The organism is Pseudomonas oryzihabitans, from assembly GCF_006384975.1.
GTDB classification, from domain to species: domain Bacteria; phylum Pseudomonadota; class Gammaproteobacteria; order Pseudomonadales; family Pseudomonadaceae; genus Chryseomonas; species Chryseomonas psychrotolerans_B.
Map to the genome: position 1 here is coordinate 4,465,877 of NZ_CP021645.1, position 23,287 is coordinate 4,489,163.

The following is a 23,287-nucleotide window of genomic DNA, read 5'->3' on the forward strand; positions in this document are numbered from 1 at the left end:
GAGCGCCTGATGTCCAAGTTCTTCATCGACCGGCCCATCTTCGCCTGGGTAATCGCCCTGGTGATCATGCTCGCCGGCATCCTGTCGATCATCAATCTGCCGATCAACCAGTATCCGAACATCGCAGCTCCTGCGGTCTCGATCCAGGTTACCTACCCGGGCGCTTCGGCGCAGACGGTGCAGGACACCGTGGTCCAGGTCATCGAACAGCAGATGAACGGGATCGATAACCTCAGGTACATCTCCTCGGAGTCCAACTCCGATGGCAGCATGACCATCATCGTGACCTTCAACCAGGGCACCAACCCTGACATCGCCCAGGTCCAGGTGCAGAACAAGCTGCAGCTGGCCACTCCGTTGCTGCCCCAGGAAGTGCAGCAGCAGGGCATGCGCGTGGCCAAGTACCAGCGCAACTTCATGATGGTGGTGGGCCTGGTGTCCATGGACGGCTCCTTGACCAAGGAGGACCTGTCCAACTACATCGTCTCCAACCTGCGCGATCCCCTGGCGCGGACCAGCGGGGTCGGTGACTTCCAGGTGTTCGGCGCCCAGTACGCCATGCGTATCTGGCTGGACCCGGAGAAGCTGGTGAAGTACCAGCTGACCCCGGTCGACGTGACCAGCGCCATCCAGAGCCAGAACGTGCAGATCGCCTCCGGTCAGCTCGGTGGCCTGCCAGCGGTCCCGGGTCAGCAGCTCAACGCCACCATCATCGGCAAGACCCGTCTGACCAGCGTGGAGGAGTTCGGCAAGATCTTCCTTAAGGTCAACCAGGACGGCTCCCAGGTACGCCTGCGTGACGTGGCGCGGATTGAGCTGGGCGGCGAGAACTACGCCATCGATGCCCAGTTCGACGGCAAGCCGGCCTCCGGCATGGCCTTGCGCCTGGCCACCGGGGCCAACGCCCTGGACACCGCCAAGGCGGTACGCGCCACCATCGACCGGCTCAAGCCGTTCATGCCGGCCGGCATGGAGGTGGTCTATCCCTATGACACCACGCCGGTGGTGACCGCCTCCATCCACGAGGTGGTCAAGACCCTGGGCGAGGCCATCCTGCTGGTGTTCCTGGTGATGTTCCTGTTCCTGCAGAACTTCCGGGCCACCCTGATTCCCACCATCGCCGTACCCGTGGTCTTGCTGGGCACCTTCGCGGTGCTGCTGGCCGCCGGGTTCACCATTAACATCCTGACCATGTTCGGCATGGTGCTCGCCATCGGCCTGCTGGTGGACGATGCCATCGTGGTGGTGGAAAACGTCGAGCGGGTGATGGCCGAGGAGGGGCTCTCGCCCAAGGAGGCCACCCGCAAGTCCATGGGCCAGATCCAGGGCGCCCTGGTGGGCATCGCCCTGGTGCTGTCGGCGGTGTTCGTGCCCATGGCCTTCTTTGGCGGTTCCACCGGGGTGATCTATCGCCAGTTCTCCATCACCATCGTTTCGTCCATGGTGTTGTCGGTACTGGTGGCCTTGATCCTCACGCCGGCACTTTGCGCCACCTTGCTCAAGCCGGTGGAAAAGGGGCATCACGAGAAGCGCGGCTTCTTCGGCTGGTTCAACCGCACCTTCGAGAAGGGCCAGCACCGCTACGAGCGCAGCGTGGCTGCGGTAGTCCGCCATAAGGTGCCCTTCCTGCTGATCTACCTGGCGATCGTCGCAGTGATGGCCTTCTTGTTCACCCGGGTGCAGACCTCCTTCCTGCCGGAAGAGGACCAGGGCGTGATCTTCGTCCAGGTCACCACGCCACCGGGCTCTTCGGCCGAGCGCACCCAGCAGGTGCTCGACACCATGCGCGAGACGATGATGAAGAACGATGCGGGCGCCATCAGCTCGATGTTCACCGTCAACGGCTTCAACTTCGCCGGTCGCGGCCAAAGCTCGGGCCTGGCGTTCGTCCAGCTCAAGCCTTGGGACCAGCGGACGGCGGCCAATGAAAGCGCCAGTGCCGTGGCCGGTCGAGCCATGGGCTATCTGTCGCAGATCAAGGACGCCATCATCTACGCCGTCGTTCCGCCGGCGGTGATGGAGTTGGGCAATGCCACCGGTTTCGACTTCTACCTGCAGGACCAGGGCGGCGTCGGCCACGAGGCCTTGATGGCCGCGCGCAACCAGTTGCTCGGCATGGCGGCGCAGAATCCCAAGCTGAGCCAGACCCGACCCAATGGCCTCGACGACGAGCCGCAGTACCGACTCATCGTCGACGACGAGAAGGTCCGGGCACTGGGCGTGTCCCAGAGCGACGTCAACCAGACGCTGTCCATCGGCTGGGCCTCCAGCTACGTCAACGACTTCATCGACCGTGGTCGGGTGAAGAAGGTGTACGTCCAGGGCGAAGCCAGTTCGCGGATGAATCCCCAGGACTTCGACAAGTGGTATGTGCGCAATGGCTCGGGCGAGATGGTGCCGGTCTCGGCCTTCGTCCGTGGCGAGTGGACCTATGGCTCGCCCAAGCTGGAGCGCTATAACGGGGTCTCCTCGGTGGAAATCCTCGGCTCGCCCGCGCCGGGCTACAGTTCCGGTGATGCCATGGCCGAGATCGAGCGCATGGCCAAGGACCTGCCGCAGGGCGTCGGTGTCGCCTGGACCGGCCTGTCCTACGAGGAACGCCTGGCCGGCTCCCAGGAGCTCTATCTCTACATGCTCTCGATCCTGGTGGTGTTCCTCTGCCTCGCGGCGCTCTACGAGAGCTGGTCGATTCCCGTGGCGGTCATCCTGGTGGTACCGCTGGGGGTAGTGGGTGCCATCGCCGCTACCTATTTCCGTGGTTTGGGCAACGACGTCTTCTTCAAGGTGGGCCTGCTCACCACCATCGGCCTGGCCGCGAAGAACGCCATCCTCATCGTGGAATTCGCCAAGGAACTGCACGAGAGCGGCAAGAGCGTCGTCGACGCCGCGGTCGAAGCTGCGCGGATGCGCTTGCGCCCCATCCTCATGACCTCCATGGCCTTCATCCTGGGCGTGGTCCCGCTGGCGATCTCCTCGGGTGCCAGCTCGGGTAGTCAGCACGCGGTCGGTACCGGCGTGATCGGCGGTATGCTGACCGCCACGGTGCTGGCGATCTTCTGGATTCCGATGTTCTACGTGTTGGTCAGCAGTCTGTTCAAGGACAAGGCCAGCAAGGAGCAGGAAGCCCATGGCAAGGAAGGACACTGATATGAAGAAGTCTGTCTTGGCGATGATCATGGGTACGCTGGCCGTTTCCGGCTGCACCCTGATCCCCGATTACCAGCGGCCCACTGCGCCGGTCGAGAATGCCTGGCCCCATGGCCAGGCCTACGACGCCCTGACGGTGAACCGCGACCAGCAGGCCGCCGACATCGGCTGGCGCGACTTCTATCGCGACCCGGCCTTGCAGCGGCTGATCCAGCTATCGCTGGACAACAACCGTGACCTGCGCCAGGCCGCGCTGAACGTGCGGCTGTACCAGGCGCAGTATCGCGTGCAGCGGGCCGAACTCTTTCCCGACATCAGCGTGAGCGGCACCGGCAGTCGTACCCGCACCCCAGCGGATCTGAGTACCGCTGCGGCGATTCAGCAGATCCTGAATCCCCAGGCGGGCAGTCCAGGCGGTTCCATTGGCAGCCAGTACAGCGTCACCCTGGGCTTCACCTCCTACGAACTGGACCTGTTCGGCCGTTTGCGTAGCCTGAACGAGCAGGCACTGTTCAACTACTTCGCCACCGCTGAAGGGCGCCGCAGCACCCAGATCTCGCTGGTGTCGGAAGTGGCCAATGCCTACTACGCCTGGCTCACCGATCAGCGCATGCTGCAACTGACCCGCGAGACCTTGGCGGCTTACCAACGCTCCTACGACCTGACCCAACAGACGGTCGACAACGGGGTGGCCAGCGGCCTGGACCTGCGCCAGGCGCGTACCGCCCTGGAAGGGGCGCGGGCGAACCTGGCGCAATACACCCGCCAGGTGGCCCAGGATCGCAACGCCCTGGCCCTGCTGCTGGGCACCTCGATCCCGGCGGACCTGCCCCAGGGCAAGGGCCTGGATGGCAACGACCTGCTCGCCGAGCTGCCGGCCAACCTGCCGTCGGATCTCTTGCAGAAGCGTCCGGACATCCTTCAGTCCGAGCTGCAACTGCGCGCCGCCAACGCCAATATCGGCGCGGCGCGCGCGGCGTTCTTCCCGCGCATCAGCCTGACCGCCCAGGGTGGTACCGCCAGTCGTGACCTGGATGGCCTGTTCAAGGGCGGTTCGGGCTACTGGACCTTCTCGCCGAGCATCAGCATCCCGATCTTCACCGCTGGCAGCCTCAAGGCCAGCCTGGATGCGGCCAAGATCCAGAAGGACATCAATATCACCACCTACGAGAAGTCGATCCAGACCGCCTTCCGCGAAGTGGCCGATGCCCTGGCTGCCAAAGGCACCTACGACGATCAGCTCCAGGCCCAGCGGGACCTGGTGCAGGCCAGCCAGGAGTACTATGACCTGGCCAACCTGCGCTATCGCCAGGGGATCGACAACTACCTCACGGTACTCGACGCCCAGCGCTCGCTGTACAGCTCCCAGCAGCAGCTGATCACCGATCGACTGAATCAGCTCAACAGCTCGGTCACCCTGTACAAGGCGCTCGGCGGTGGCTGGCTGGAGCACAGCCAGACGCGGCCGCCCTTGGCGGCGCAACCCTAAGGTCTTGGTCGAACAACCGCCTGCCCCGTGCAGGCGGTTTGCCCTGGGGGCCTTGCGTCTATCGACGCCGGTTAGGGGCTGGGTATACTGCGCCCTGTCCCCTTTTTCCGGAGTCTTTGCATGCGCTATCGCCTGTTGCTTGGCCTGCTCGCCGCCGCTGGTCTGACCCTGGCCGGTTGTGCCAGCAGCCCCCAGCAATTGAGTCCGCAACCCCAGATCACCGCGCCCATCGCTCCGGTCGGTCAGGGCCAGCCGGTTTCGGTCCGGGTGGTCGACGGTCGCTCCTCCTTCACCCTGGGCACCCGCGGCGGCCTCTATCCCGACACCAGCGTGGTGGTGGTACAGACGCAAGACGTGATTCCCAAACTGCAGGCCGCCGCCGACAAGGCCGTGCGCGAGATGGGCTTCACCCCCTCGCCGAATGCCGGGCCGGGTGCGCCCCGCCTGACCCTGACCCTGGCCGATCTCAGCTACCAGTCGCCCAAGGAGTTGTACGTCACCTCGTCCAGCGTCGGGGCGACCTTCCAGGTCGACGTGGGCAACAGCCAGCGCAGCTACCGGGGCCGCTACAGCGCGAGCCTGGACCAGCGCTTCGGCATGGCGCCCAATGCCGAGGCCAACACCAAGCTGGTCAGCGACGTCCTGAGCGATGCCCTGACCCGGGTGTTCAAGGATCCGACCGTGGTGCAGGTACTCAGCGGTCACTGAGTCCATCGCCCATGAAAAAGCCCGGCATTGGCCGGGCTTTTTCATGGGCAGTTAGCCGCTATTCCAGACCAGCCGCTACCCGGTATTTGTTCAGCACCGGCTGGGCATATTGGCGCACCAGCTGCGCGCGGTATTCCGCCGGGCACTCGGCCAGGCGTCTTTCCCACTCGGCACGGGCGACTTCGATTTCTTCGGTCGGAAACAGCGCGTCCACGGCGGGCACGACCAGCTCCGGGTCGCGGCCTTCCCAGGCGGCATAGGCCAGGTAGCTGGCCGGGAACAGCCGGTAGTGGCCGAGGATCTGCCGATCCATCTCCTGGGCCAGCGCCTTGGCGTCTTCGAACTCGCCACTGACCGGCTCGCCGAAGGCCACGTGCACCCGGCCCTTGTAGCCGGTGATGCCCAGGGCGATGCTGACGTCGTCCTCGCCCGGTGCCTTGGTGTAGCTGCCGGTGGTGGCGCGGATGTGCAGTTCGCGGGCCTTGGCCTGGTCGCAGGGGTCGAATTCGTAGCTGATGGACACCGGGACGATATTCAACGCCTTGACCAACTCGGCGAAGGGTTCGTCCTTGCAGCTCATGTGGAACATCTTGAGGATGGCCGAATCGGTACGGTCGTCGCCGTCCTTGGCCCGGCCCTCGGCCTGGGCGATCCAGATGGACTGGCCATCCTGGCGGATCGAATGATTGATGTAGGCGGACAGCTGCTGGTAGGCCGCCAGCTTCTCGCGCCGACCGCTGATGGAGCGGTGCACGATGAAGCTCTTGTTCAGCCGCATCAGGTCGCTGACGAAGGGCTTCTGCAGCAGGTTGTCGCCGATGGCGATGCGCGGCGTTGGCAGACCGGCGTGGTAGACGGCATAGTTGACGAAAGCCGGGTCCATCACGATGTCGCGGTGGTTGGCCAGGAACAGATAGGCACGGCCACTGCGCAGGCGGTCGATGCCCGAGTAGGTCACGCCGTCCGAGGCCTTCTCGATGGCGCGATCCACATAGGGTTCGAGCTTGTCCTGCAGGGCCGCGACGCTGCGGATCTCGCCCAGCTCCTGGCGCAGGCGGGTACGCAGCATGGGGCGTACCAGCCAGCCGAGTCCCTTGGACAGCCGCGGAAAGCGGTAGCCGGACAGGATGGCGATGAAGTGGTCGTCGTCGATCAGGCGGGCCAGAACCCCGGGGACTTCCGCGTCGTTATAGGGTCGAATGGCTTCGAACTCGCCCATGGTGTTCTCTTGTAGAAATTCCGGCGGCCATAGTAGAGCGCGTGACGCCAGATGCAAGCGCCAGGGGCTGGATGGGCGGTAGGTGGTGGTCGAGGAGAAGGTGCAGATGCTGGAAAGCCAGGAATACGATTGCCCCTATTGCGGTGAACCGGGCGAGGTGGTGCTCGATCTCAGCGGCGGTGACCAGGACTACTACGAGGACTGCGCCGTCTGTTGCCGACCGATCCGCTTCGGCCTGCACACCGATGGCGAGGACTGGAACCTCGAGGTTCGCCGGGAGGACGATTGATGCGGCGCATCTACGAGCCGGCCTCCCTGCACGAGGCCGAGCTGCTCCTGGCGGTGCTGGCCAGCGAAGGCATCAGCGGCTTCCTCGCCGGTCGCCATTTACTGGGCGGCATCGGCGACCTGCCGGCGGTGGGCCTGCTCGGCCTGCTGGTCGAGGATGAGGAGGCGGCGCGGGCGCAGGCCTTGATCGCCGCGTACAATGCCGCCACGCCCCTGCCGGGAGAGGATCATTCGTCGGAGCAGGGCACTCTGGTTTGCTAGAAAGGTTTTCATGTCCGGACGCTACGCCCTGTTCCGCTGGCCCGCCGAATTCGCCGCCCTGCCTGGTTTTCCCGAGCGGCATCCGCCCCGCTGGAACATCTCGCCCCACCAGCAGGTGCTCTTGCAGCGGCGCATGGCGGAGGGCGAGCGCGTCGACAGCGGCCGCTGGGGGCTGACCCCGCCCTGGCTCACCGATTTTTCCCGTACCCCCACCCACGCCCGCGCCGAAAGCCTGGCCACCCAGCCGATGTTCCGCGAGGCCTTTCGCCTGCGGCGTTGCCTGCTGCCGGCCAATGGTTTCTACGAATGGCGCGGCACCCATCGCAAGCGTCCCTTCTGGATGCTCAACGGCGAGCCGCTGGCCTGGTTTGCGGCGCTCTGGGAAGCCTACCCGGCCGGAGACCAGGTCTGGCTGTCGGTGGCCATGGTCACCCAGGCGGCCGGCCCGCTGCGGCGGCCGATACTGCTCGACGCGCCAGCACGAGAGCTCTGGCTCGACCCGGACAGTCCGCCCGAGGCCTTGCAGACCCTGCTCGCCGCCGGCGGCATGCCGCTGCGCGAGCGGGTGCTCGCCGATATCGTCAACCGGCCCGAGGTGGACGGGCCTGAGTGCCTGACGCCGCTCTAGCCCCAGGCCTCGTCGTCAGACCTTGAAGCGCGCCGCCAGCTGCCTTTGCCGCTCGGCCAGTGCGCTCAGGTGGCCACCGGCGCGAGAGGCCTGATCGGCCTGCTCGTGCACGCCGTTGGCGGCCTGGCCGATGTTGACCACGTTGCGGTTGATGTCTTCGGCCACGGCGCTTTGCTCCTCGGCCGCACTGGCGATCTGCAGATTCATCTCGGTGATCTCGCCGACGGCGGCGAGGATGGCCTCCAACGCGCGGCTGGCCGCCTGGGTCTGTTCCACCTGCTTGCCGGTGTGGGTGCGACTGTTCTGCATCACCGCCACGGTCTCGCGGGTGCCGCTCTGCAGGCGCTGGATCATGGTCTGGATCTCACCGGTGGCGACCTGGGTCTTCTGCGCCAGGCTGCGTACCTCATCGGCCACCACGGCGAAGCCGCGGCCCTGCTCGCCGGCGCGCGCCGCCTCGATGGCGGCGTTGAGCGCCAGCAGGTTGGTCTGTTCGGCGATGCCGTTGATGGTGGTGAGGATGGAGCCGATGTTTTCGCTGTCGTCGGCCACCAGGCGCACCTGGGTTACCGCGCGCTCGATCTCCTGGGCGAGGGTGGCGCAGTCGTGCACGTTCTGCTGTACCACGCGCTGGCCTTCACCGACGGCCTGGTCGGCCTGGGTCGCGGCCTGGGCGGCACGCCCGGCGTTGCTGGCGACATCCTGGGCGGTGGCGGTCATCTCCTGCATGGCGGTGGCCACCTGGTCGATCTCCTGGAGCTGGCGCTGGACGCCGTCACGGGTGCGCTGGGCGATGGCCGAGGTCTGGGTGGCGGCGGTATTCACCTCGCGGACCGAATTCACCAGCTGACCGATGAGGCCCTGCAGCGAATCCAGGAAGGCGTTGAAGCCCGCGGCGATGGCGCCGAGTTCGTCGCGGCGGTTCACCGTCAGGCGGCGGGTGAGGTCACCGTCGCCCTGGGCGATGTCGTCCAGCATGCCCACCATCTGCCGCAGGGGCCGGGCGATGCGCAGGCTGACCAGCCACAGCAGCACCAGGCCGCCACCCGCCACGGCCAAGCCAACCAGCAGCATGCCGATCAGGTCGCTGCGGCGCTGCTCGCCGAGCGCCTGCTGCAATTGTTGCAGGTCGCTGAGTACCGCTGAGCGGGGCAGTTGCAGGATCAGCGTCCAGGCGCTGGCGTCGCCGCCCATGCGCAGCGGCAGATACACCTGGTAGAGATCGTGCTGGCTATCGAAGCGATTGGTCACGCCCGCGGCGAGTTGCGCCAGGTCCTTGGCTGCGTCACCGAGCACCTGGACAGCGGGCTGGCCGAGGACCTGGCTATCCCGGGTGTAGGCCACCAGGGTGCCATGGCTGGCGACCAGCGCCATGCTGCCGGCGCCCTGATAGAGGCCGGCGTTGGCTTGCTTGAGTTGCTCCTGGATGAAGGCCAGGGAGAGATCGGCACCCACCACGCCCTTGAAGGCCCCCTGCACCAGGATGGGCACGTTGAAGGACGACATCAGGATCTTCTGCCCATTCATCTCATAGGGCGCCGGATCGACGATGCAGGGCTTGAGGCTCTGCCGCGGGCAGAGATAGTACTCACCCTCGCGGACCCCGGTGGGCAGGATGGTCTGGCTTTCCATGGTCGGCCCCAGGGGCTCTACCTTCAGGCTGCCGTCGGGCTTGCGGTACCACCAGGGCATGAAGCGGCCCGTGGCATCGTAGCCGGCCTCGCTGCGTCCGGCGTACTGGGCGTCCTGGCCATCGAAGGCATTGGGCTCCCAGCCGGCGTAGACGTCGAGCAACTCCGGGTTGTCCAGCAGGGTCTGCTGGAGCAGGTTGGAAAGACCGTCGCGATCGACATGGAGCGGACGTTCGGCCGTGGGAGCCGTCTGGGCGTTGAGCTGGGCGATGCCGCGGGCAATGGTCAGCGGCAGCTCCAGCTTCTGCTTCAGGGCGCCCGCGATCGCCTGGGCCTGGGCATCCAGCCGGGCCTGGGCGCCGCGTTCGGCGAGTACCGTGGTATGGGTATCCACCAGGCTTTGGGTACGCATCCCGGCGAAGAGGCCGTAGCCCACCAGCGCCATGACGACGGCGAGGACGCAACTGCCAGACAAAAGCGTAATGCTCGTACGGACTGAGCGGAAAGACATCGATGGCACTCCATTGGCCTAGGTTGCGCAGGTTTATCGTCCAAAAGGCGCGCCACCTGATAGCTGCTCGTCAGGGATGGACGGCACGTTGCCGGTCCCGCCGGGCCTCTCTATCCTGTAACCGCCTCGATACCTGGAGATTTCCATGCGCCGTATCCTTCCCCTCGCGGGCCTGTCCTTAAGTCTGCTGCTGGTCGCCTGCCAGACCGTCAACACCACTTCGGGTGGCGCGGTCGGGGTGCAGCGCAAGCAATACATGTTCAGCATGTTGTCCGAGCAACAAGTCAATCAGATGTACGCCCAGTCCTATGCCAAGACGGTGAGCGAAGCCAAGGCGGCGGGCAAGCTGGCCAACGACAGCGCCGACGGCAAGCGCGTCGCCGCCATCGCCAAGCGGCTGATCCCGCAGACCGCGGCCTTCCGCCCGGATGCGGTGAACTGGGACTGGCAGGTGAATCTGGTCGAGAGTGATGAGCTCAACGCCAACTGCGGGCCGGGCGGCAAGATCTTCGTCTACAGCGGGCTCATCGATCAGCTCAAGCTGACCGACGACGAACTGGCCGCGGTGATGGGCCACGAGATCGCCCACGCCTTGCGCGAGCACAGCCGCGAGCAGATGTCGCGGGCCTATGCCATCCAGATGGGCGAGAACCTCGGGGGCTCCCTGCTGGGCCTTGGCCAGGGGGGCATGCAGCTGGCGGACCAGGTGTCCCAGGTGGCCCTGACCCTGCCGTTCAGCCGCGGCAACGAGAACGAGGCCGATCTGATCGGCCTGGAACTGGCGGCCCGCGCCGGCTACAACCCCAACGCCGCCATCACCCTCTGGCAGAAGATGGCCCAGGCCAGCCAGGGTAAGCAGCCGGCGGAATTCCTCAGCACCCACCCCTCGGACGCCAATCGCACCAAGGCCTTGCAGGCGGCGATTCCCAAGGTGATGCCGCTGTACGAGGCGGCGAAGAAGGGCTGAGGTCTTTTGCTCCTGGGGCTGGGGGATCCCTCACCCCAACCCTCTCCCGGAGGGAGAGGGGGCTGCTTTGGTGCAGGGGGGCACCACTGCTCGGGTTCAACTGCGACTTGTCTACGGCTGCTGCTGGAGATTGGGTTGAGCGCAGCGAAGCCCAACATTGCCCGGGCTAGCGCCGCCGTGCGCTATAGACCTTGAAGCCGTCGCGCTCGGCCAGGGTGCGGCAATTGCCGAAGGCGGCCTCGATCAGCGGTGGATAGCGCAGGAAGCTGTTGGCCACCAGGCGCAGCTCGCCGCCGGGCCGCAGGTGGCGTACGGCTTCGGCGAGCAAGGTTTCGGTGGTGCGGTAGTCGGTCTTCACGCCGCTGTGGAAGGGCGGATTGCTGACGATGGCGGCCAGCCCGGTGGGCGCCGCGGCGATGCCGTCCCCGGCGCTTACCGTTCCGGCCAGGCCATTGGCTGCCAGGGTCTGGCGACTGCTGGCGACGGCGAAGGCGTCCACGTCCAGGAGGTGCAGGGTGCTGGCGGGATAGCGTCGGGCCAGGGCCGCGCCGACCACGCCGGCGCCGCAACCGAAGTCCAGCACCGTGCCCTCGGGTAGAGCCTCCAGATGCTCCAGCAGCAGCGCCGTGCCCACGTCCAGCCGACCGTGGCTGAACACGCCCGGCAGGCTGAGGATGTCCAATTCCAGGCCGGCTTGCGCCAGGCGCTGGCGTTGCAGCCAGGCCTCCGGGCGCGGGTCGGCTTCGCTGCGCGGCCCCTGCACTAGCCATAGCTGGCAATGCCGGGCGCTGTCGAGCTTGCTGGCCGGGCCGAAGGCGCCCAGTTGGCGGGCAGCGCGCTCGATGCCGGCTTTCTTCTCACCCACCAGATAGAGGTGGCCATCGGCGGGCAGCCGGCGGGTCAGGGCGGTGAGCAGGAAGTCGGTGGCTTCGCGGGATTTGGGCAAGAACAGCACGGCGCCAGCGAAGTCGCCCGGTGGCGGCTCGATGCCGAAGTGGCTGCGCTCTGGATAGCGCTTGGCCAGGTAGTCCGCCTCGCCGGCATGCCAACTCCAGCCCCGTGCCGCGGGCAGGGCGCCGAGCAGATCGTCGGCCGGTAGCCCGGCCAGCAGCAAGGCGCCGCCGAAGCGCTCGGGGTGACGGAGAAGGACTTCGCTGCGCGGATCCATGGGGCTACCTGGCGAAAAAGCGCGAACTTTAGCAGACCACCCGCTGCGGTGTGCCGGCGAAATGGCCGCGGGCGTTTTCAGTGAGCTGGGCGACGATGCGCTGGCGGGCCTCGCGGCTGCCCCAGGCGTTGTGCGGCGTGACGATCAGCCGCGGAATGTCGCCGGCCAGCAGCGGATTGCCCTCGCGCGGGGGTTCCACCGTGAGCACGTCGGTGGCGGCGCCGCCCAGGTGGCCGCGTCTGAGGCAATCGGCCAGGGCCTGTTCGTCGACGATGCCGCCGCGTGCGGTGTTGACCAGGAAGGCGGTGGGCTTCATCGCCGCCAGTTCGGCGGCCCCGAGCAGGCCACGGGTCTGCTCGGTGAGCGGGCAGTGCAGGGTCAGGGCGTCCACCTGCGGCAGTAACTCGGCCAGCGGCAGACTACCCGGGCGCGCCGGCCGGCCGGGCAACTGGCCCACCAGGGTTCGCATGCCGAAGGCTTCGGCCAGGCGCTGCACCGCGCTGCCCAATTCGCCCAGGCCGAGCAGGCCGAGGGTCTTGCCCTCCAGTTCGACGATGGGGTGATCCAGCAGGCAGAAGCGACTGGCGCTCTGCCAGCGGCCGGCGCGCACGTCCGCCTGGTAGTCCGGCAGTCGCGTCGCCAGGGCCAGCAGCAGGGCCAGGGTGTGCTGGGCGACGGCAGGCGTGCCATAGCCCTGGCAGTTGCAGACCCGCACGCCCTGGGCGCGGGCCGCTTCCAGGTCGATGTTGTTGGTGCCGGTAGCGGTCACCAGGACCAGTTCCAGCGCCGGGCAGGCGGCCAGGACCGCAGCGTCCAGCACCACCTTGTTGACGATGGCTACCTGCGCCCCGGCCAGCCGAGCGGCCACCTCCGCCGGTGCCGTGGCGTCATGCAGCTCAAGTTCATCGAACACGGCGCGCAGTGGAGCCAGATCCAGATCACCCAGGTCGAGGGAGGCATAGTCGAGGAACACGGCGCGAACGGGCATGACGACTCCAGCGTGAGCGAAAGGATGGAGTCCGAGCCTAGCAGCCGCGGGTCGTCCAGGAAAACCGGCGGGGTTGGGCTGGGGTATGCTGGAGGGATGAATTATCTCGCTCATCTGCACCTCGGCGGGCCTGGCCGCGAGGATCGACTCGGCAGCCTCTATGGCGATTTCGTCAAGGGCTCGCCGGATGCCTGGCCGGCAGGCATCGCCGCTGGCATCCGCCTGCATCGGCGCATCGACGTCTATACCGATGACCATCCCCAGGTGGCCCAGGCCAAGGCGCGCCTGCCCGCGGCGCGGCGGCGGGTGGCCGGGCTGCTGGTGGATGTGTTCTTCGATCACTGCCTGGCGCGGCTCTGGCACGATTACGCCGACCAGTCCCTACCGAGTTTCGTCGCGGACTGCTATCGGACCCTGCTCGACGAGCCGGAGCTACCGCCACGCCTGGCCCGCATCGCTCCCGTGATGGCGCGCCAGGACTGGCTCGGCAGCTACCGGGACTTCGCCGTGCTGGAGCGGGTGGTGGAGGGCATGGCGCGGCGGCTGTCGCGACCGGAACTACTGGCCGGGGCCTTCGCCGAACTGGAGGCCGCCTATGACGGCCTGCTGGACGACTTCCGCCGCTTCTATCCGCAGCTACAGGTCTTCGCCGCGGCCGAGCGCGCGGCGGCGCGGCTGATCGGCTGAATCCCCAGCCGCTCGGCGATGGCCGCCTGGCACTGACCGGCCAGCACCTGGCGCGGTCGGTCCTGGCATGCCACGGGCGGCAGGAATTCGATCCTCAGGGTGGTGCCGCCGTTGTCCAGCAGCCGGCGCAGGTGGCTGACCAGATCATCGTCGCCGATGAAGGCCGCGCCCTGGTCGCGGATGCCGTCACGCCAATAGCTCAGCGCTACGGGTTGCAGCGGGGTGCCGGTGGCGATGGCCGGGCTCAGTAGGCGACCGTGGAAGGTCCTGAGCTGGCTGCCGTCGGTGGTGGTGCCCTCGGGAAAGAGCGCCAGTGACAGCCCCGAGGTCAGCCGGTGCGTCAGGGCTTCGCTCAAGACATCGCCGCGTTCGGCGCCACGCTGGATGAACAGGGTACCGGCCTGACGGGTCAGCCAGCCGGCGAAGGGCCAGTCCGCCACCTCCGCCTTGGACAGGAAGCTCAGCGGCCGCAGACTGCCGAGACCGACGATGTCGAGCCAGGACACATGGTTGGCTAGCCACAGGTGGGTGCCCTGGGGCGGCGCGCCGTGAACCTCCAGCCGCAGGCGCAACGCGCGGCTCAGGGCCTGGAAGAAGCGTCGGGTCAGGTGCTGGCGCACTACCAGGCAGGGGTGGCGGGTGAGGGCCGTCGCCAGCGCCACCGTGAGGGCGAACAGTGCCCCCAGCAGTAGCGCAGCGAGCACCGGCAGCAAACGAATGGCGAGGCGCACGCGCCTCATACCGCGGCCTTGAAGTGACGCGCGTAGCGCGGGCAGAGGTCTTCGCGCTGCAGCAGGATGAAGACATCGGCCACGCCGAACTCGGGGTCCCAGCAGGGCGCGCCGCAGACCTGGGCACCCAGGCGCAGATAAGCCTTGAGCAAGGGCGGCAACTGCACCACCAGGTTGTCCGGTACGGCGACGAAGGGCAGCGGGCGGCGCGGCGTGGCACGGATCGCCGGGGTGCGCTCGTCACGCGCGGCCTGGCGCAGCAGGGCGGCGGCCTGCAAGCCGCCGTCGGACATGGGCACGCTGGCGCAACCCATCAGGTAGCGATAGCCGCCGCTGTCCATGATCTCGGCCAATTCGGCCCAGAGCAGGGCGATGGCCGCGCCGGTACGGTGCCCGTTGGCGACGCAGGTGCGACCGATTTCCAGGATCGGCCCTTGCAGCTCGTCCAGGCCGTCCAGCTGGAATTCGCTTTCGCTGTAGAGTCTGCCGACCTGAGTCCGGCGCCGCCCATCGAGCAGGCGCGTGGTGGCGATCAGCTCGCCGCTGCGCAGATCGCGCACGCCCAGGTGCAGGCAGTGGGAATCGAAGGCGTCCTGGTCGAGGTTGTCGGCGAAATGCACCCCATAGGTACTGCCGAACACGGTTGCTCGCAGGTGCTGGGCGGCGCGGATGTCGGCCGCGGTCGACAGGCGTTCGGCGCGGAGAGCGGGCGGTGCGGACACGGGACTCGGCATGGCAGGGCTCCTGCAACGGGTGTGCAGCAAACCCTAGGTAGCCGGCATGACAGCGCCGTGAAGCCGCTATGGCGATTGTGTGACGAGCGGTCGGTCACGGTTGCAGGGACGCCGTTCGGATGCCTCATCGCGCCACTGGGCTGACCGAACGCATTCGCAATTGCTAGGTTGGACGCGTAGACTGATGCGTCAATCCTATTTTTTCCCAGCATGAAGGTTCTGGCCATGCAGATCGCGGCGAACACGGCGGTATCCATCGACTACACCCTGACCAACGACGCCGGTGAAGTCATCGACAGCTCCGCTGGCGGTGCCCCGCTGGTCTACCTGCAAGGCGCGGGTAACATCATTCCTGGCTTGGAGCGTGCCCTCAGCGGCAAGCAGGCCGGTGACGAACTCAAGGTCGCCATCGAGCCGGAAGACGCCTACGGCGAATACAGCCCCGAGCTGGTCGCCACCCTGGGCAAGGAAATGTTCGAAGGCGTGGACGAGCTGGAAGTGGGCATGCAGTTCCATGCCTCCGGCCCGGACGGCGCCATGCAGATCGTCACCGTGCGTGACATCGACGGCGACCAGGTCACCGTCGACGGCAACCATCCCCTGGCTGGCCAGCGCCTGAACTTCGCCGTCAAGGTGGTCAACGTGCGTGCCGCCAGCGACGAAGAGATCTCCCACGGCCATATCCATGGCGAAGGTGGTCACCACCACTAAGTCTGGCGACAGGCTTCCACGACGCCCGTGTCCGGTCTTGCCGGCACGGGCGTCGTCGTTTCTGGACGGTATGAGTTCGGGCGGCCCTCACCCCAACCCTCTCCCGGGGGAGAGGGGGCTGAAGAGCCTCTCTTGGGTTTCGGGTAACGCGTGGAAAGCGCTGCGCGGTTTTCCACCCTACCGATAGGCCGTCATCCGGCCTTTCGTCCCCGCGATTGCACTCAGGCGTAGTAGTCGGGCGCCTGCCGGAATTCCGGCCAGGCATCGGGGTCGTGCCCGGTCACCACTCGCGCCCCGGTCTTTTCCGCGAGCTGTCGCAGTTTCTGCACCGAATGCACGGTATCGATGGTCGACGAGAGGAAGCCCGGCAGGGCCTTTTCGTCCCAGTGATCGGTGGTGTAGGCGGCGTCGATGGTGAGCAGTAACGGTCCGCTCTCGGGCAGCCGGACCAGCATCGACTGGTGGCCGGGCGAGTGCCCCGGGGTGAACACCGTGGTCAGCACGCCGTCGCCATAGAGGTCGTAGAAGTCGTCGGCGTGGCCATTGAGGAAGGACCACTTGAGTCCGGGCTTGTCGAAGTCCTTGCGGATGTAGCCGCCCGCGGCGAACCAATCCGGGGCGAAGGCGTATTGGTACTCCAGGCGCTGCACGATATGGGTGGCGTTGGGGAAGCGACCGATGGCGCCGGTATGGTCGAGGTGCAGGTGGGATTGCAGTACGTAGCGCACGTCTTCCGGACGGATACCGATGCGCTTGAGCTGGTCGACGCAGCCCATGTCAGGCGCCAGGACCGGCTGGTAGATGTCGCAGATGCTGCCCCAGTGGCCACGGGGATCGGTCGCCACCTCGATGGCATTGCCGCCGTCGATGATGGTATGACCCTGGGGATGGGTCAGCACGTAGAAGGGCACCGGGATTTCGTAGTCGGCGCCATTACCCTGGTTCATCTTGATGTTATGGACCTTGCACCTCAGGGATCCCGATTGGAACATGTAGAGTCGGATATCCGTCATGGTTCATTCCTTCTTGGTAGCTCTTGTTGTCGGAAGGTCGCCGCGAAACGGACGGCGAACCAGGTGGTGCCTGCCCACCGCCTATCGCGGCAGGTCGCGCGCGGGCCGTTCCCCGCGCCTTGCAGTTCTAACGGCTAGACGCCCAGGCAGAGGTACTTGATCTCCAGGTAGTCCTCGATGCCGTACTTGGAGCCTTCACGGCCCAGGCCCGAAGCCTTGACGCCGCCGAAGGGGGCGACTTCGTTGGAAATCAGGCCGGTGTTGATGCCGACCATGCCGTACTCCAGCGCCTCGGCCACGCGGAACACGCGGGACAGGTCGCGGGCATAGAAGTAGGAGGCCAGGCCGAACTCGGTGTCGTTGGCCAGCTCGATGACCTCGGCCTCGTCCTTGAAGCGGAACAGCGGCGCCAGCGGGCCGAAGGTCTCTTCCTTGGACACCTTGGCGCTCTTGGGCACGTCGGCGAGGATGGTCGGCTCGAAATAGCTGCCGCCATTGGCGTGGGCCTTGCCACCAGCGATGACCTTGGCGCCCTGGCTCACGGCGTCGTCGATGTGCTCCTGGACCTTGGCGGCGGCCTTGGTATCGATCAGCGGGCCGATGGTCACGCCTTCCTCCAAGCCGTTACCGACCTTGAGCTTGGCCACGGCGGCCTTGAACTTCTCGGCGAAGGCCTCGTAGACCCCGTCCTGGATGTAGAGGCGGTTGACGCAAACGCAGGTCTGGCCGGCATTGCGGTACTTGGAGGCGATGGCGCCTTCCACGGCCTTGTCCAGGTCGGCGTCGTCGAAGACGATGAAGGGCGCGTTGCCGCCCAGCTCCAGCGACAGCTTCTTGATGGTCGGCGCGCTCTGTTCCATCAGCTTGGCACCGATCTCGGTGGAGCCGGTGAAGGACAGCTTGCGCACGATGGGGCTCTCGGTCAGCTCGGCACCGATCTCGGTGGCGGAACCAGTGACCACGCTCAGCACGCCCTTGGGAATGCCGGCGCGCTCGGCCAGCTCGGCCAGGGCCAGCGCCGAATACGGGGTCTGGCTGGCGGGCTTGATGACCATGGTGCAACCGGCGGCCAGGGCCGGCCCAGCTTTACGGGTGATCATCGCGGTGGGGAAGTTCCACGGCGTGATGGCGGCGGTGACGCCGATGGGCTGCTTGATCACCAGGATGCGCTTGTCGGCCTGGTGGCCGGGGATGGTGTCGCCATAGATGCGCTTGGCTTCCTCGGCGAACCACTCGATGAAGGAGGCGGCATAGGCGATTTCGCCCTTGGCTTCGGCCAGCGGCTTGCCCTGCTCCAGGGTCATCAGGCGGCCCAGGTCGTCCTGGTTCTCGATCAGCAGTTCGTACCAGCGACGCAGCTTGGCCGAGCGCTCCTTGGCGGTCAGGGCACGCCAGGCCGGCAGGGCGCGGTTGGCGGCGTCGATGGCGCGCTTGGTCTCGGCGCGGCCGAGCTTGGGAATGGTGCCCAGGGTCTCGCCGGTGGCGGGGTTGTCCACGCTGACGGTGGCGCCGCTGTCGGCGTCGATCCAGGCACCGTCGACATAGGCTTGCTGGCGAAACAGGGAAGCATCTTTGAGCTGCATTAGGGGCTCCTTGGCAAGGGACGAGCGGGCGGCACGGGGCCGCCGACGGCATCAATAGGCAGCGCGATAGATCTGCTCGATGTCGCTCACGCTGAGCTTGCGCGGGTTGTTGCGCATCAGGCGGTCGATCTTGCTGGCCTCCTCGGCCATGGCTGGAATGGCCTCTTCCGGCACCGCGAAGTCGCGCATTCCCTTGGGGATCTCCACGGCGGCGCACAGGGCGCGCATGGCCGCCACCGCCACCTCCGCGGCCTCCCGGTCGGACAGGCCGGTCACCGTCTCGCCCATGGCCTCGGCGATGTCGCGGAAGCGCTCCAGGCAAGCCAGCTTGTTCCAGGCCATTACGTGGGGCAGCAGCAGCGCATTGCTCACCCCATGGGCGATGTTGAAACGTCCGCCCAGGGGATAGGCCAGGGCATGCACGGCGGCGACCCCGGCATTGCCGAAGGCCATGCCGGCCATCAGGCTGGCGTTGGCCATGTCTTCACGAGCCTGCAGGTGGTCGGGATTGGCATAGGCCTTGGGCAGGGCCTGGCTGATCAGGCGGATCGCGCCGAGGGCCAGGGCATCGGTGATCGCCGAGGCGTTCAGCGACAGATAGGCCTCGATGGCATGCACCAGGGCGTCGACGCCACTGGCCGCCGTTACCCCGCGCGGGCAGGTCAGGGTCATCAGCGGAGAGACCAGGGCCACGTCGGGCAGCAGGAAATCCGAGGCTATGCCTTTCTTGAGGTGGGCCTGCTTGTCGGACAGCACCGCGACGTTGGTCACCTCGGAACCGGTCCCGGCGGTGGTGGGAATGGCGATCAGCGGCGGACCCTTGCGCTTGACCTGATCGGTGCCGAACAGCGTTTCGAGCGGGCCGTCATGGTTGACGTAAGCGGCAACGCTCTTGGCGATGTCGATGGCGCTGCCGCCGCCGACCCCGATCAGGCCGTCGTAGCCGCCCTCGCGATAGACCTGGGTGCAGTCCTCGGCGATGGCGATCTCCGGTTCGGGCTGGACCCGGTCGTAGACCCCGTAGCCACGGCCCTCCAGGCGCTGGATCACGTGCTCGACCGTGCCCGAGCGCAACAGAACGGCATCGGTGACGATCAGCGGATGGTGGATGTTCAGGCGGCTCAATTCGAGCGGCAGACGGTCCAGTGCATCGGTGCCGGTCAGCAACCGGCCGGCGATACGGAAGGCGGAAAGGGACATGGGATACCTGCTTGTTCTTGTGGGTGGTCTCCCGGTCATAGCCAAAGCCGTGCCACTACTGCGCAAGCCGCGCCAGCCCTGGCCAGGCCGGTGCCAGAGCGGATCGCCACCCGTAGTTGGCGAATCGTTTCCCAATCGCCACGACCGGCTTTGATCGGAAAGCTAATCGCGCTCCCAGCGCTTCATCTTCTGCACTACCGTCGCCTGGCTGATGCCCAGGGCCTTGGCCGCCAGCCGGGTGGTCTTGAAGCGTTGCAGGGCCTGGCCGATGGCCTGGCGCTCGGTGCGTTCGAGCAGGCGGCGCAGGCTGAGAGGATTGGTGTCGTCTTGCAGCGGGGCCTGGCATTCGCTGGGCAGGTCGAGGCTGCCGATCTGCTCGCCCACGCAGAGGGCGACCAGCCGCTCCACCACGTTGATCAACTCGCGGATGTTGCCCGGCCAGGCGTACTGTTCGAGCAGCTCCAGGGCCTCCAGGCTCCAGTGCAACTGCCGGCCATGGCGCTGGTTGAAATGTGCCAGGTAATGCTCCAGCAGCGGACGGATCTCATCGCGCCGCTCGCGCAGGGGTGGAATGCAAAGTGGTACCACGTTGAGGCGGTAGAAGAGATCGGCGCGGAATTGGCCCGCCGCGACCATGCGCTGGAGATCCCGGTGCGTGGCGCTGATGATCCGCACATCGACCTCCTTGAGTTCGAGACCGCCCACCGGGATGAAGCGGCCTTCCTCCAGCACCTTGAGCAGCTTGACCTGCAAGGCCAGCGGCAGATCACCGATCTCGTCGAGGAACAGCGTGCCGTGGTTCGCCAGCTCCAGCAGGCCGCGCTTGCCCTTGCTCGAAGCACCGGTGAAGGCCCCCGGCGCATAGCCGAACAGCTCGGCCTCGACCAGGGGTTCCGGCAGGGCGCCGCAATTGAGCGACAGGAAGGGCTCGGCGGCGCGGCTGCTCTGGTTGTGGATGAACTGGGCCACCAGGGTCTTGCCCACCCCCGTCTCGCCCTGCAGCAACACCCGCACATCGCGACCGGCGACCCGATAGGCCAGGTCGAACAGCTCGTCGGTGGCCACGCCGGCGTTCAGCAGCGAGGAGGGTAGCTGGCGCGCATGCAGTTGCGCCGTGCTGTGGCGCAGCTGCTTGAGTTGCTGCAGTTCATCGCGCTCATGCTTCATGCGCAGCAACTCGGTCATGTCGCGCACGGTGCTGATGACATAGCGGATCTCGCCGCTGGCGGCAAAGATCGGCGAGGCACTGACCAGCAATTGCTTGCCGTTGACCAGGCGCTGCATCAGGGAGAAGGGCTGCCCCTCCGCGATCACCTTGAGCGAGGCCGAGCGCGAGATCACCCCCTCGCGCACCAGATCCTGCATCCAGCGCCCGACCAGTTGGCTGCCGTCCAATCCGGTGAGGCGTTCGTAGGCTCGGTTGACCTTGAGGGTGCGACCCTCGTGGTCGGTGATGTAGACGCCATCATGCAGGGCATCCAGCAGTTCGGCGAAGCCTGGATCGTTGAAATCCATACGGCGCTCCTCGTTTGGCCAAGGCCTGCCCAGCAGGTCGAAAGGTTCAGGCGCCGGCTTGCGGCAAGGCCTTGTTGCCTTCTTCCCGTACCCAGAACAGTGTCGCCCCGGCCACCGCGGCGGGCATGAACAGGGCGTTCAGGCCGGGTACCAGCAGGGCCAGGTAGGTCACCCCGCCGAAACCCAGGCAGCGCAGGCGACGGGTGCGCAGCCAGGCGAGCATGTTGCGGAAGTCCAGCTTGTGGTTGTCGGCGGGGAAGTCGATGTACTGCACCGCCATCATCCAGACGCCGAACAGAATCCACAGCGGCGCGGCGATCAGGTTGATGCCGGGGATGAAGGTCAGCACCAGCAGGCCCAGGGCCCTGGGCAGGTAGTAGCCCAGCTTACGCAACTCGCGCTGCAGGGTGCGCGGCACCATGGTCACCAGTTCGGTGAGGCTGAAGGGCGGGAAGTCGTCCTGGCCGCGCACCAGCACCTCGACCTTTTCCGACAGCAGGCCGTTGAAGGGCGCCGCCACCAGATTCGCCAGCAGGGTGAAGGTGAAGAAGATGATCGCCAGCAGCAGCACGACGAACAGTGGCCAGAGCAGCCACTCGACGAAGCCGGCCCAACTGGGCAGGGTGGGCATCAGTTGCGTCATCCAGCCGTTGAACTGGCGTACGGCGAAGGTGAGGATGGCCGCGTAGAGCAGCAGATTGATGGTCAGCGGGATGACCACGAAGCGGCGCATGCCGGGGCGGGTCACCAGGCGCAGACCTTCGGCGAAGTAGGCGGAGCCGGACAGCGGAGCGACAGCCATGGACTTTCCTGACGAGTGGCGGGAATGCACAGCTTACCTCAGGGCTCCATTGCCGCAGCGGTCGACATAGGCGCGCCCTATGGTCTGGATTTAGAATGGTCGCTTCTATGGAGCGGCTGCGCCCGTTAGGCTGAGCTCCATCCCTGGACCCGGTGTCCGCCTCGATCGGCGCCGGTCGCGCCATCGCTAGGAGCGATGGGCGCTGCGGAACGGCTCCGCACGAACCCCGGCCGGCGCGCCCCTCAAGGCGCGCGGGCCATTTCACTCTTAGGTCTGCCGGAGACCCCGGCAGGGAGAATGTCATGTCAGAAGCCAGCACCTCGCGCCATTCGCGCCTCATCATCCTCGGTTCCGGTCCGGCCGGTTACACGGCCGCGGTCTATGCCGCGCGTGCCAACCTCAAGCCGCTGCTGATCACCGGCATGCAGATGGGCGGCCAGCTGACCACCACCACCGAAGTCGACAACTGGCCGGGCGATCCCCACGACCTGACCGGTCCGGCGCTGATGGAGCGCATGCGCGAGCACGCCGAACGCTTCGAGACCGAGATCGTCTTCGATCACATCAATGCCGTGGACTTCGGCGGCAAGCCCTACACCCTCAAGGGTGACAGCGCCACCTACACCTGCGATGCCCTGATCATCGCCACCGGCGCCAGCGCCCGCTACCTGGGCCTGGCCAGCGAAGAGGCCTTCATGGGCAAGGGCGTCTCCGCCTGCGCCACCTGCGACGGCTTCTTCTATCGCAACCGTGAGGTGGCGGTGGTCGGCGGTGGCAACACCGCGGTCGAGGAAGCCCTGTACCTGGCCAACATCGCCAGCAAGGTGACCCTGATCCACCGCCGCGAGACCTTCCGCGCCGAGAAGATCCTGCAGGACAAGCTGCGTGCCCGGGTCGCCGAAGGCAAGATGGCGCTCAAGCTCAATGCCAGCGTCGACGAGGTGCTGGGCGACAACATGGGCGTCACCGGAGTGCGCATCAAGAACAACGACGGCAGCACCGAAGAGCTGCAAGTAGCCGGTCTGTTCGTCGCCATCGGCCACACGCCCAATACCGGGCTGTTCGAGGGCCAGCTGGAGACCCACGACGGCTACCTGGTGGTCAAGGGCGGTCGCGAGGCCAATGCCACCGCCACCAACGTGCCGGGCGTGTTCGCCGCCGGCGACGTGGCCGACCACACCTACCGCCAGGCCATCACCTCGGCCGGCGCCGGCTGCATGGCTGCTTTGGACGCCGAGCGCTATCTGGACGGCCTGGGTGATCTGCAGGTCCTCTAAGCTCAGCTGCAAACAAAGAACCCCGGCAC

Annotated in this window: 21 protein-coding genes and 1 pseudogene; 10 read left to right on the top strand and 12 right to left on the bottom strand. The window is 66.6% G+C overall.

Translation table 11 applies throughout. From position 1 onward, the window contains the following. Positions 1 to 9: 9 nt before the first annotated feature. The 3 genes from CCZ28_RS20075 to CCZ28_RS20085 all read left to right on the top strand — a co-directional run bounded on the left by CCZ28_RS20075 (position 10) and on the right by CCZ28_RS20085 (position 5,344). Positions 10 to 3,147, top strand: coding sequence for an efflux RND transporter permease subunit (locus CCZ28_RS20075; protein ID WP_140220558.1), 3,138 nt, complete (start codon positions 10 to 12; stop codon positions 3,145 to 3,147). 1 nt (position 3,148) lies between these two features. After that, positions 3,149 to 4,636, top strand: a complete 1,488-nt coding sequence (adeC, locus tag CCZ28_RS20080; protein WP_140220559.1) for an AdeC/AdeK/OprM family multidrug efflux complex outer membrane factor — start codon at positions 3,149 to 3,151, stop codon at positions 4,634 to 4,636. Between the two features lie 120 nt (positions 4,637 to 4,756). Beyond that, on the top strand, positions 4,757 to 5,344 hold the full coding sequence (locus CCZ28_RS20085) for a YajG family lipoprotein (protein ID WP_140220560.1): 588 nt from the start codon (positions 4,757 to 4,759) through the stop codon (positions 5,342 to 5,344). Between the two features lie 58 nt (positions 5,345 to 5,402). On the opposite strand, the gene CCZ28_RS20090 is transcribed toward CCZ28_RS20085, so the two are convergent. After that, positions 5,403 to 6,563 (bottom strand): 1-acyl-sn-glycerol-3-phosphate acyltransferase, encoded by a 1,161-nt coding sequence (locus CCZ28_RS20090; protein ID WP_140220561.1) that lies wholly within the window; start codon positions 6,561 to 6,563, stop codon positions 5,403 to 5,405. A gap of 106 nt (positions 6,564 to 6,669) precedes the next feature. On the opposite strand from CCZ28_RS20090, the gene CCZ28_RS20095 reads away from it, so the two are divergent. Genes CCZ28_RS20095 through CCZ28_RS20105 form a run of 3 tightly spaced genes read left to right on the top strand, consistent with a single transcriptional unit; the run spans position 6,670 to position 7,740 of the window. Continuing rightward, on the top strand, positions 6,670 to 6,852 hold the full coding sequence (locus CCZ28_RS20095; protein WP_140221401.1) for a CPXCG motif-containing cysteine-rich protein: 183 nt from the start codon (positions 6,670 to 6,672) through the stop codon (positions 6,850 to 6,852). Beyond that, a complete protein-coding gene (locus CCZ28_RS20100) occupies positions 6,852 to 7,112 on the top strand; it encodes a putative signal transducing protein (RefSeq protein ID WP_140220562.1) in 261 nt (86 codons plus the stop codon). The genes CCZ28_RS20095 and CCZ28_RS20100 overlap by 1 nt, the downstream gene beginning before the upstream one ends. Positions 7,113 to 7,122: 10 nt before the next feature. Further along, positions 7,123 to 7,740, top strand: coding sequence for an SOS response-associated peptidase (locus tag CCZ28_RS20105; protein ID WP_140220563.1), 618 nt, complete (start codon positions 7,123 to 7,125; stop codon positions 7,738 to 7,740). Between the two features lie 15 nt (positions 7,741 to 7,755). Here the strand turns inward: CCZ28_RS20105 and CCZ28_RS25195 are convergent, their stop codons facing one another. After that, complete coding sequence (locus CCZ28_RS25195) at positions 7,756 to 8,469, bottom strand: methyl-accepting chemotaxis protein (RefSeq protein ID WP_437179235.1); 714 nt, start codon at positions 8,467 to 8,469, stop codon at positions 7,756 to 7,758. 144 nt (positions 8,470 to 8,613) lie between these two features. Beyond that, positions 8,614 to 9,882 (bottom strand): annotated as a pseudogene (locus CCZ28_RS25200) (HAMP domain-containing protein); the annotation flags it as partial. A gap of 145 nt (positions 9,883 to 10,027) precedes the next feature. On the opposite strand from CCZ28_RS25200, the gene CCZ28_RS20115 reads away from it, so the two are divergent. Then, complete coding sequence (locus CCZ28_RS20115; RefSeq protein WP_140220565.1) at positions 10,028 to 10,849, top strand: M48 family metallopeptidase; 822 nt, start codon at positions 10,028 to 10,030, stop codon at positions 10,847 to 10,849. 166 nt (positions 10,850 to 11,015) lie between these two features. Here the strand turns inward: CCZ28_RS20115 and CCZ28_RS20120 are convergent, their stop codons facing one another. Together CCZ28_RS20120 and CCZ28_RS20125 are read right to left on the bottom strand one after the other, a co-directional pair. After that, the gene (locus CCZ28_RS20120) at positions 11,016 to 12,017 is read right to left on the bottom strand and encodes a class I SAM-dependent methyltransferase (RefSeq protein ID WP_140220566.1); all 1,002 of its coding nucleotides are present in this window, start codon (positions 12,015 to 12,017) and stop codon (positions 11,016 to 11,018) included. A gap of 28 nt (positions 12,018 to 12,045) precedes the next feature. Further along, positions 12,046 to 13,005, bottom strand: a complete 960-nt coding sequence (locus CCZ28_RS20125) for a 2-hydroxyacid dehydrogenase (protein WP_140220567.1) — start codon at positions 13,003 to 13,005, stop codon at positions 12,046 to 12,048. Positions 13,006 to 13,101: 96 nt separating this feature from the next. Here CCZ28_RS20125 and CCZ28_RS20130 point away from each other — a divergent pair, with 96 nt between their 5' ends. Further along, a complete protein-coding gene (locus tag CCZ28_RS20130) occupies positions 13,102 to 13,692 on the top strand; it encodes an ACP phosphodiesterase (RefSeq protein ID WP_140220568.1) in 591 nt (196 codons plus the stop codon). Here CCZ28_RS20130 and CCZ28_RS20135 read toward each other — a convergent pair. Together CCZ28_RS20135 and CCZ28_RS20140 are read right to left on the bottom strand one after the other, a co-directional pair. Continuing rightward, positions 13,632 to 14,432 carry a lysophospholipid acyltransferase family protein gene (locus CCZ28_RS20135; protein WP_140220569.1) on the bottom strand — a complete coding sequence of 267 codons (801 nt, stop codon included), beginning with the start codon at positions 14,430 to 14,432 and terminating at the stop codon, positions 13,632 to 13,634. The two genes, CCZ28_RS20130 and CCZ28_RS20135, sit on opposite strands and share 61 nt — an antisense overlap. Beyond that, positions 14,429 to 15,157, bottom strand: coding sequence for a GNAT family N-acetyltransferase (locus tag CCZ28_RS20140; protein WP_140220570.1), 729 nt, complete (start codon positions 15,155 to 15,157; stop codon positions 14,429 to 14,431). The genes CCZ28_RS20135 and CCZ28_RS20140 overlap by 4 nt, the downstream gene beginning before the upstream one ends. Before the next feature lie 225 nt (positions 15,158 to 15,382). Here CCZ28_RS20140 and CCZ28_RS20145 point away from each other — a divergent pair, with 225 nt between their 5' ends. Next, positions 15,383 to 15,868 carry an FKBP-type peptidyl-prolyl cis-trans isomerase gene (locus CCZ28_RS20145; RefSeq protein WP_058768114.1) on the top strand — a complete coding sequence of 162 codons (486 nt, stop codon included), beginning with the start codon at positions 15,383 to 15,385 and terminating at the stop codon, positions 15,866 to 15,868. A 221-nt stretch (positions 15,869 to 16,089) separates the two neighbouring features. On the opposite strand, the gene attM is transcribed toward CCZ28_RS20145, so the two are convergent. From attM to cysZ, 5 genes are all read right to left on the bottom strand, one after another. Next, positions 16,090 to 16,881, bottom strand: a complete 792-nt coding sequence (gene attM / locus CCZ28_RS20150; protein WP_167509263.1) for an AttM family quorum-quenching N-acyl homoserine lactonase — start codon at positions 16,879 to 16,881, stop codon at positions 16,090 to 16,092. A gap of 134 nt (positions 16,882 to 17,015) precedes the next feature. After that, the gene (gene gabD, locus CCZ28_RS20155) at positions 17,016 to 18,464 is read right to left on the bottom strand and encodes an NADP-dependent succinate-semialdehyde dehydrogenase (protein WP_140220571.1); all 1,449 of its coding nucleotides are present in this window, start codon (positions 18,462 to 18,464) and stop codon (positions 17,016 to 17,018) included. A gap of 51 nt (positions 18,465 to 18,515) precedes the next feature. Next, on the bottom strand, positions 18,516 to 19,664 hold the full coding sequence (locus CCZ28_RS20160) for an iron-containing alcohol dehydrogenase (RefSeq protein WP_140220572.1): 1,149 nt from the start codon (positions 19,662 to 19,664) through the stop codon (positions 18,516 to 18,518). Between the two features lie 162 nt (positions 19,665 to 19,826). Continuing rightward, complete coding sequence (locus CCZ28_RS20165) at positions 19,827 to 21,179, bottom strand: sigma-54 interaction domain-containing protein (RefSeq protein ID WP_140220573.1); 1,353 nt, start codon at positions 21,177 to 21,179, stop codon at positions 19,827 to 19,829. Between the two features lie 46 nt (positions 21,180 to 21,225). Further along, positions 21,226 to 21,981, bottom strand: a complete 756-nt coding sequence (cysZ, locus tag CCZ28_RS20170) for a sulfate transporter CysZ (RefSeq protein WP_140220574.1) — start codon at positions 21,979 to 21,981, stop codon at positions 21,226 to 21,228. Positions 21,982 to 22,283: 302 nt separating this feature from the next. On the opposite strand from cysZ, the gene trxB reads away from it, so the two are divergent. Then, entirely contained in the window at positions 22,284 to 23,258 is a 975-nt protein-coding gene (gene trxB / locus CCZ28_RS20175; protein ID WP_058760179.1) for a thioredoxin-disulfide reductase, read from the top strand. Positions 23,259 to 23,287 lie beyond the last annotated feature (29 nt).

Bases quoted from the DNA above. Each gene is read 5' to 3' on its own strand.
- CCZ28_RS20130 (WP_140220568.1), top strand. From the start codon at position 13,102: ATGAATTATCTCGCTCATCTGCACCTCGGCGGGCCTGGCCGCGAGGAT.
- CCZ28_RS20100 (WP_140220562.1), top strand. From the start codon at position 6,852: ATGCGGCGCATCTACGAGCCGGCCTCCCTGCACGAGGCCGAGCTGCTC.
- gabD (WP_140220571.1), bottom strand. From the start codon at position 18,464: ATGCAGCTCAAAGATGCTTCCCTGTTTCGCCAGCAAGCCTATGTCGAC.
- CCZ28_RS20095 (WP_140221401.1), top strand. From the start codon at position 6,670: ATGCTGGAAAGCCAGGAATACGATTGCCCCTATTGCGGTGAACCGGGC.
- CCZ28_RS20165 (WP_140220573.1), bottom strand. From the start codon at position 21,179: ATGGATTTCAACGATCCAGGCTTCGCCGAACTGCTGGATGCCCTGCAT.
- CCZ28_RS25195 (WP_437179235.1), bottom strand. From the start codon at position 8,469: ATGCAGGAGATGACCGCCACCGCCCAGGATGTCGCCAGCAACGCCGGG.
- attM (WP_167509263.1), bottom strand. From the start codon at position 16,881: ATGACGGATATCCGACTCTACATGTTCCAATCGGGATCCCTGAGGTGC.
- CCZ28_RS20135 (WP_140220569.1), bottom strand. From the start codon at position 14,432: ATGAGGCGCGTGCGCCTCGCCATTCGTTTGCTGCCGGTGCTCGCTGCG.
- CCZ28_RS20140 (WP_140220570.1), bottom strand. From the start codon at position 15,157: ATGCCGAGTCCCGTGTCCGCACCGCCCGCTCTCCGCGCCGAACGCCTG.
- CCZ28_RS20105 (WP_140220563.1), top strand. From the start codon at position 7,123: ATGTCCGGACGCTACGCCCTGTTCCGCTGGCCCGCCGAATTCGCCGCC.
- CCZ28_RS20085 (WP_140220560.1), top strand. From the start codon at position 4,757: ATGCGCTATCGCCTGTTGCTTGGCCTGCTCGCCGCCGCTGGTCTGACC.
- CCZ28_RS20145 (WP_058768114.1), top strand. From the start codon at position 15,383: ATGCAGATCGCGGCGAACACGGCGGTATCCATCGACTACACCCTGACC.
- CCZ28_RS20075 (WP_140220558.1), top strand. From the start codon at position 10: ATGTCCAAGTTCTTCATCGACCGGCCCATCTTCGCCTGGGTAATCGCC.
- adeC (WP_140220559.1), top strand. From the start codon at position 3,149: ATGAAGAAGTCTGTCTTGGCGATGATCATGGGTACGCTGGCCGTTTCC.
- CCZ28_RS20125 (WP_140220567.1), bottom strand. From the start codon at position 13,005: ATGCCCGTTCGCGCCGTGTTCCTCGACTATGCCTCCCTCGACCTGGGT.
- CCZ28_RS20120 (WP_140220566.1), bottom strand. From the start codon at position 12,017: ATGGATCCGCGCAGCGAAGTCCTTCTCCGTCACCCCGAGCGCTTCGGC.
- trxB (WP_058760179.1), top strand. From the start codon at position 22,284: ATGTCAGAAGCCAGCACCTCGCGCCATTCGCGCCTCATCATCCTCGGT.
- cysZ (WP_140220574.1), bottom strand. From the start codon at position 21,981: ATGGCTGTCGCTCCGCTGTCCGGCTCCGCCTACTTCGCCGAAGGTCTG.
- CCZ28_RS20090 (WP_140220561.1), bottom strand. From the start codon at position 6,563: ATGGGCGAGTTCGAAGCCATTCGACCCTATAACGACGCGGAAGTCCCC.
- CCZ28_RS20160 (WP_140220572.1), bottom strand. From the start codon at position 19,664: ATGTCCCTTTCCGCCTTCCGTATCGCCGGCCGGTTGCTGACCGGCACC.
- CCZ28_RS20115 (WP_140220565.1), top strand. From the start codon at position 10,028: ATGCGCCGTATCCTTCCCCTCGCGGGCCTGTCCTTAAGTCTGCTGCTG.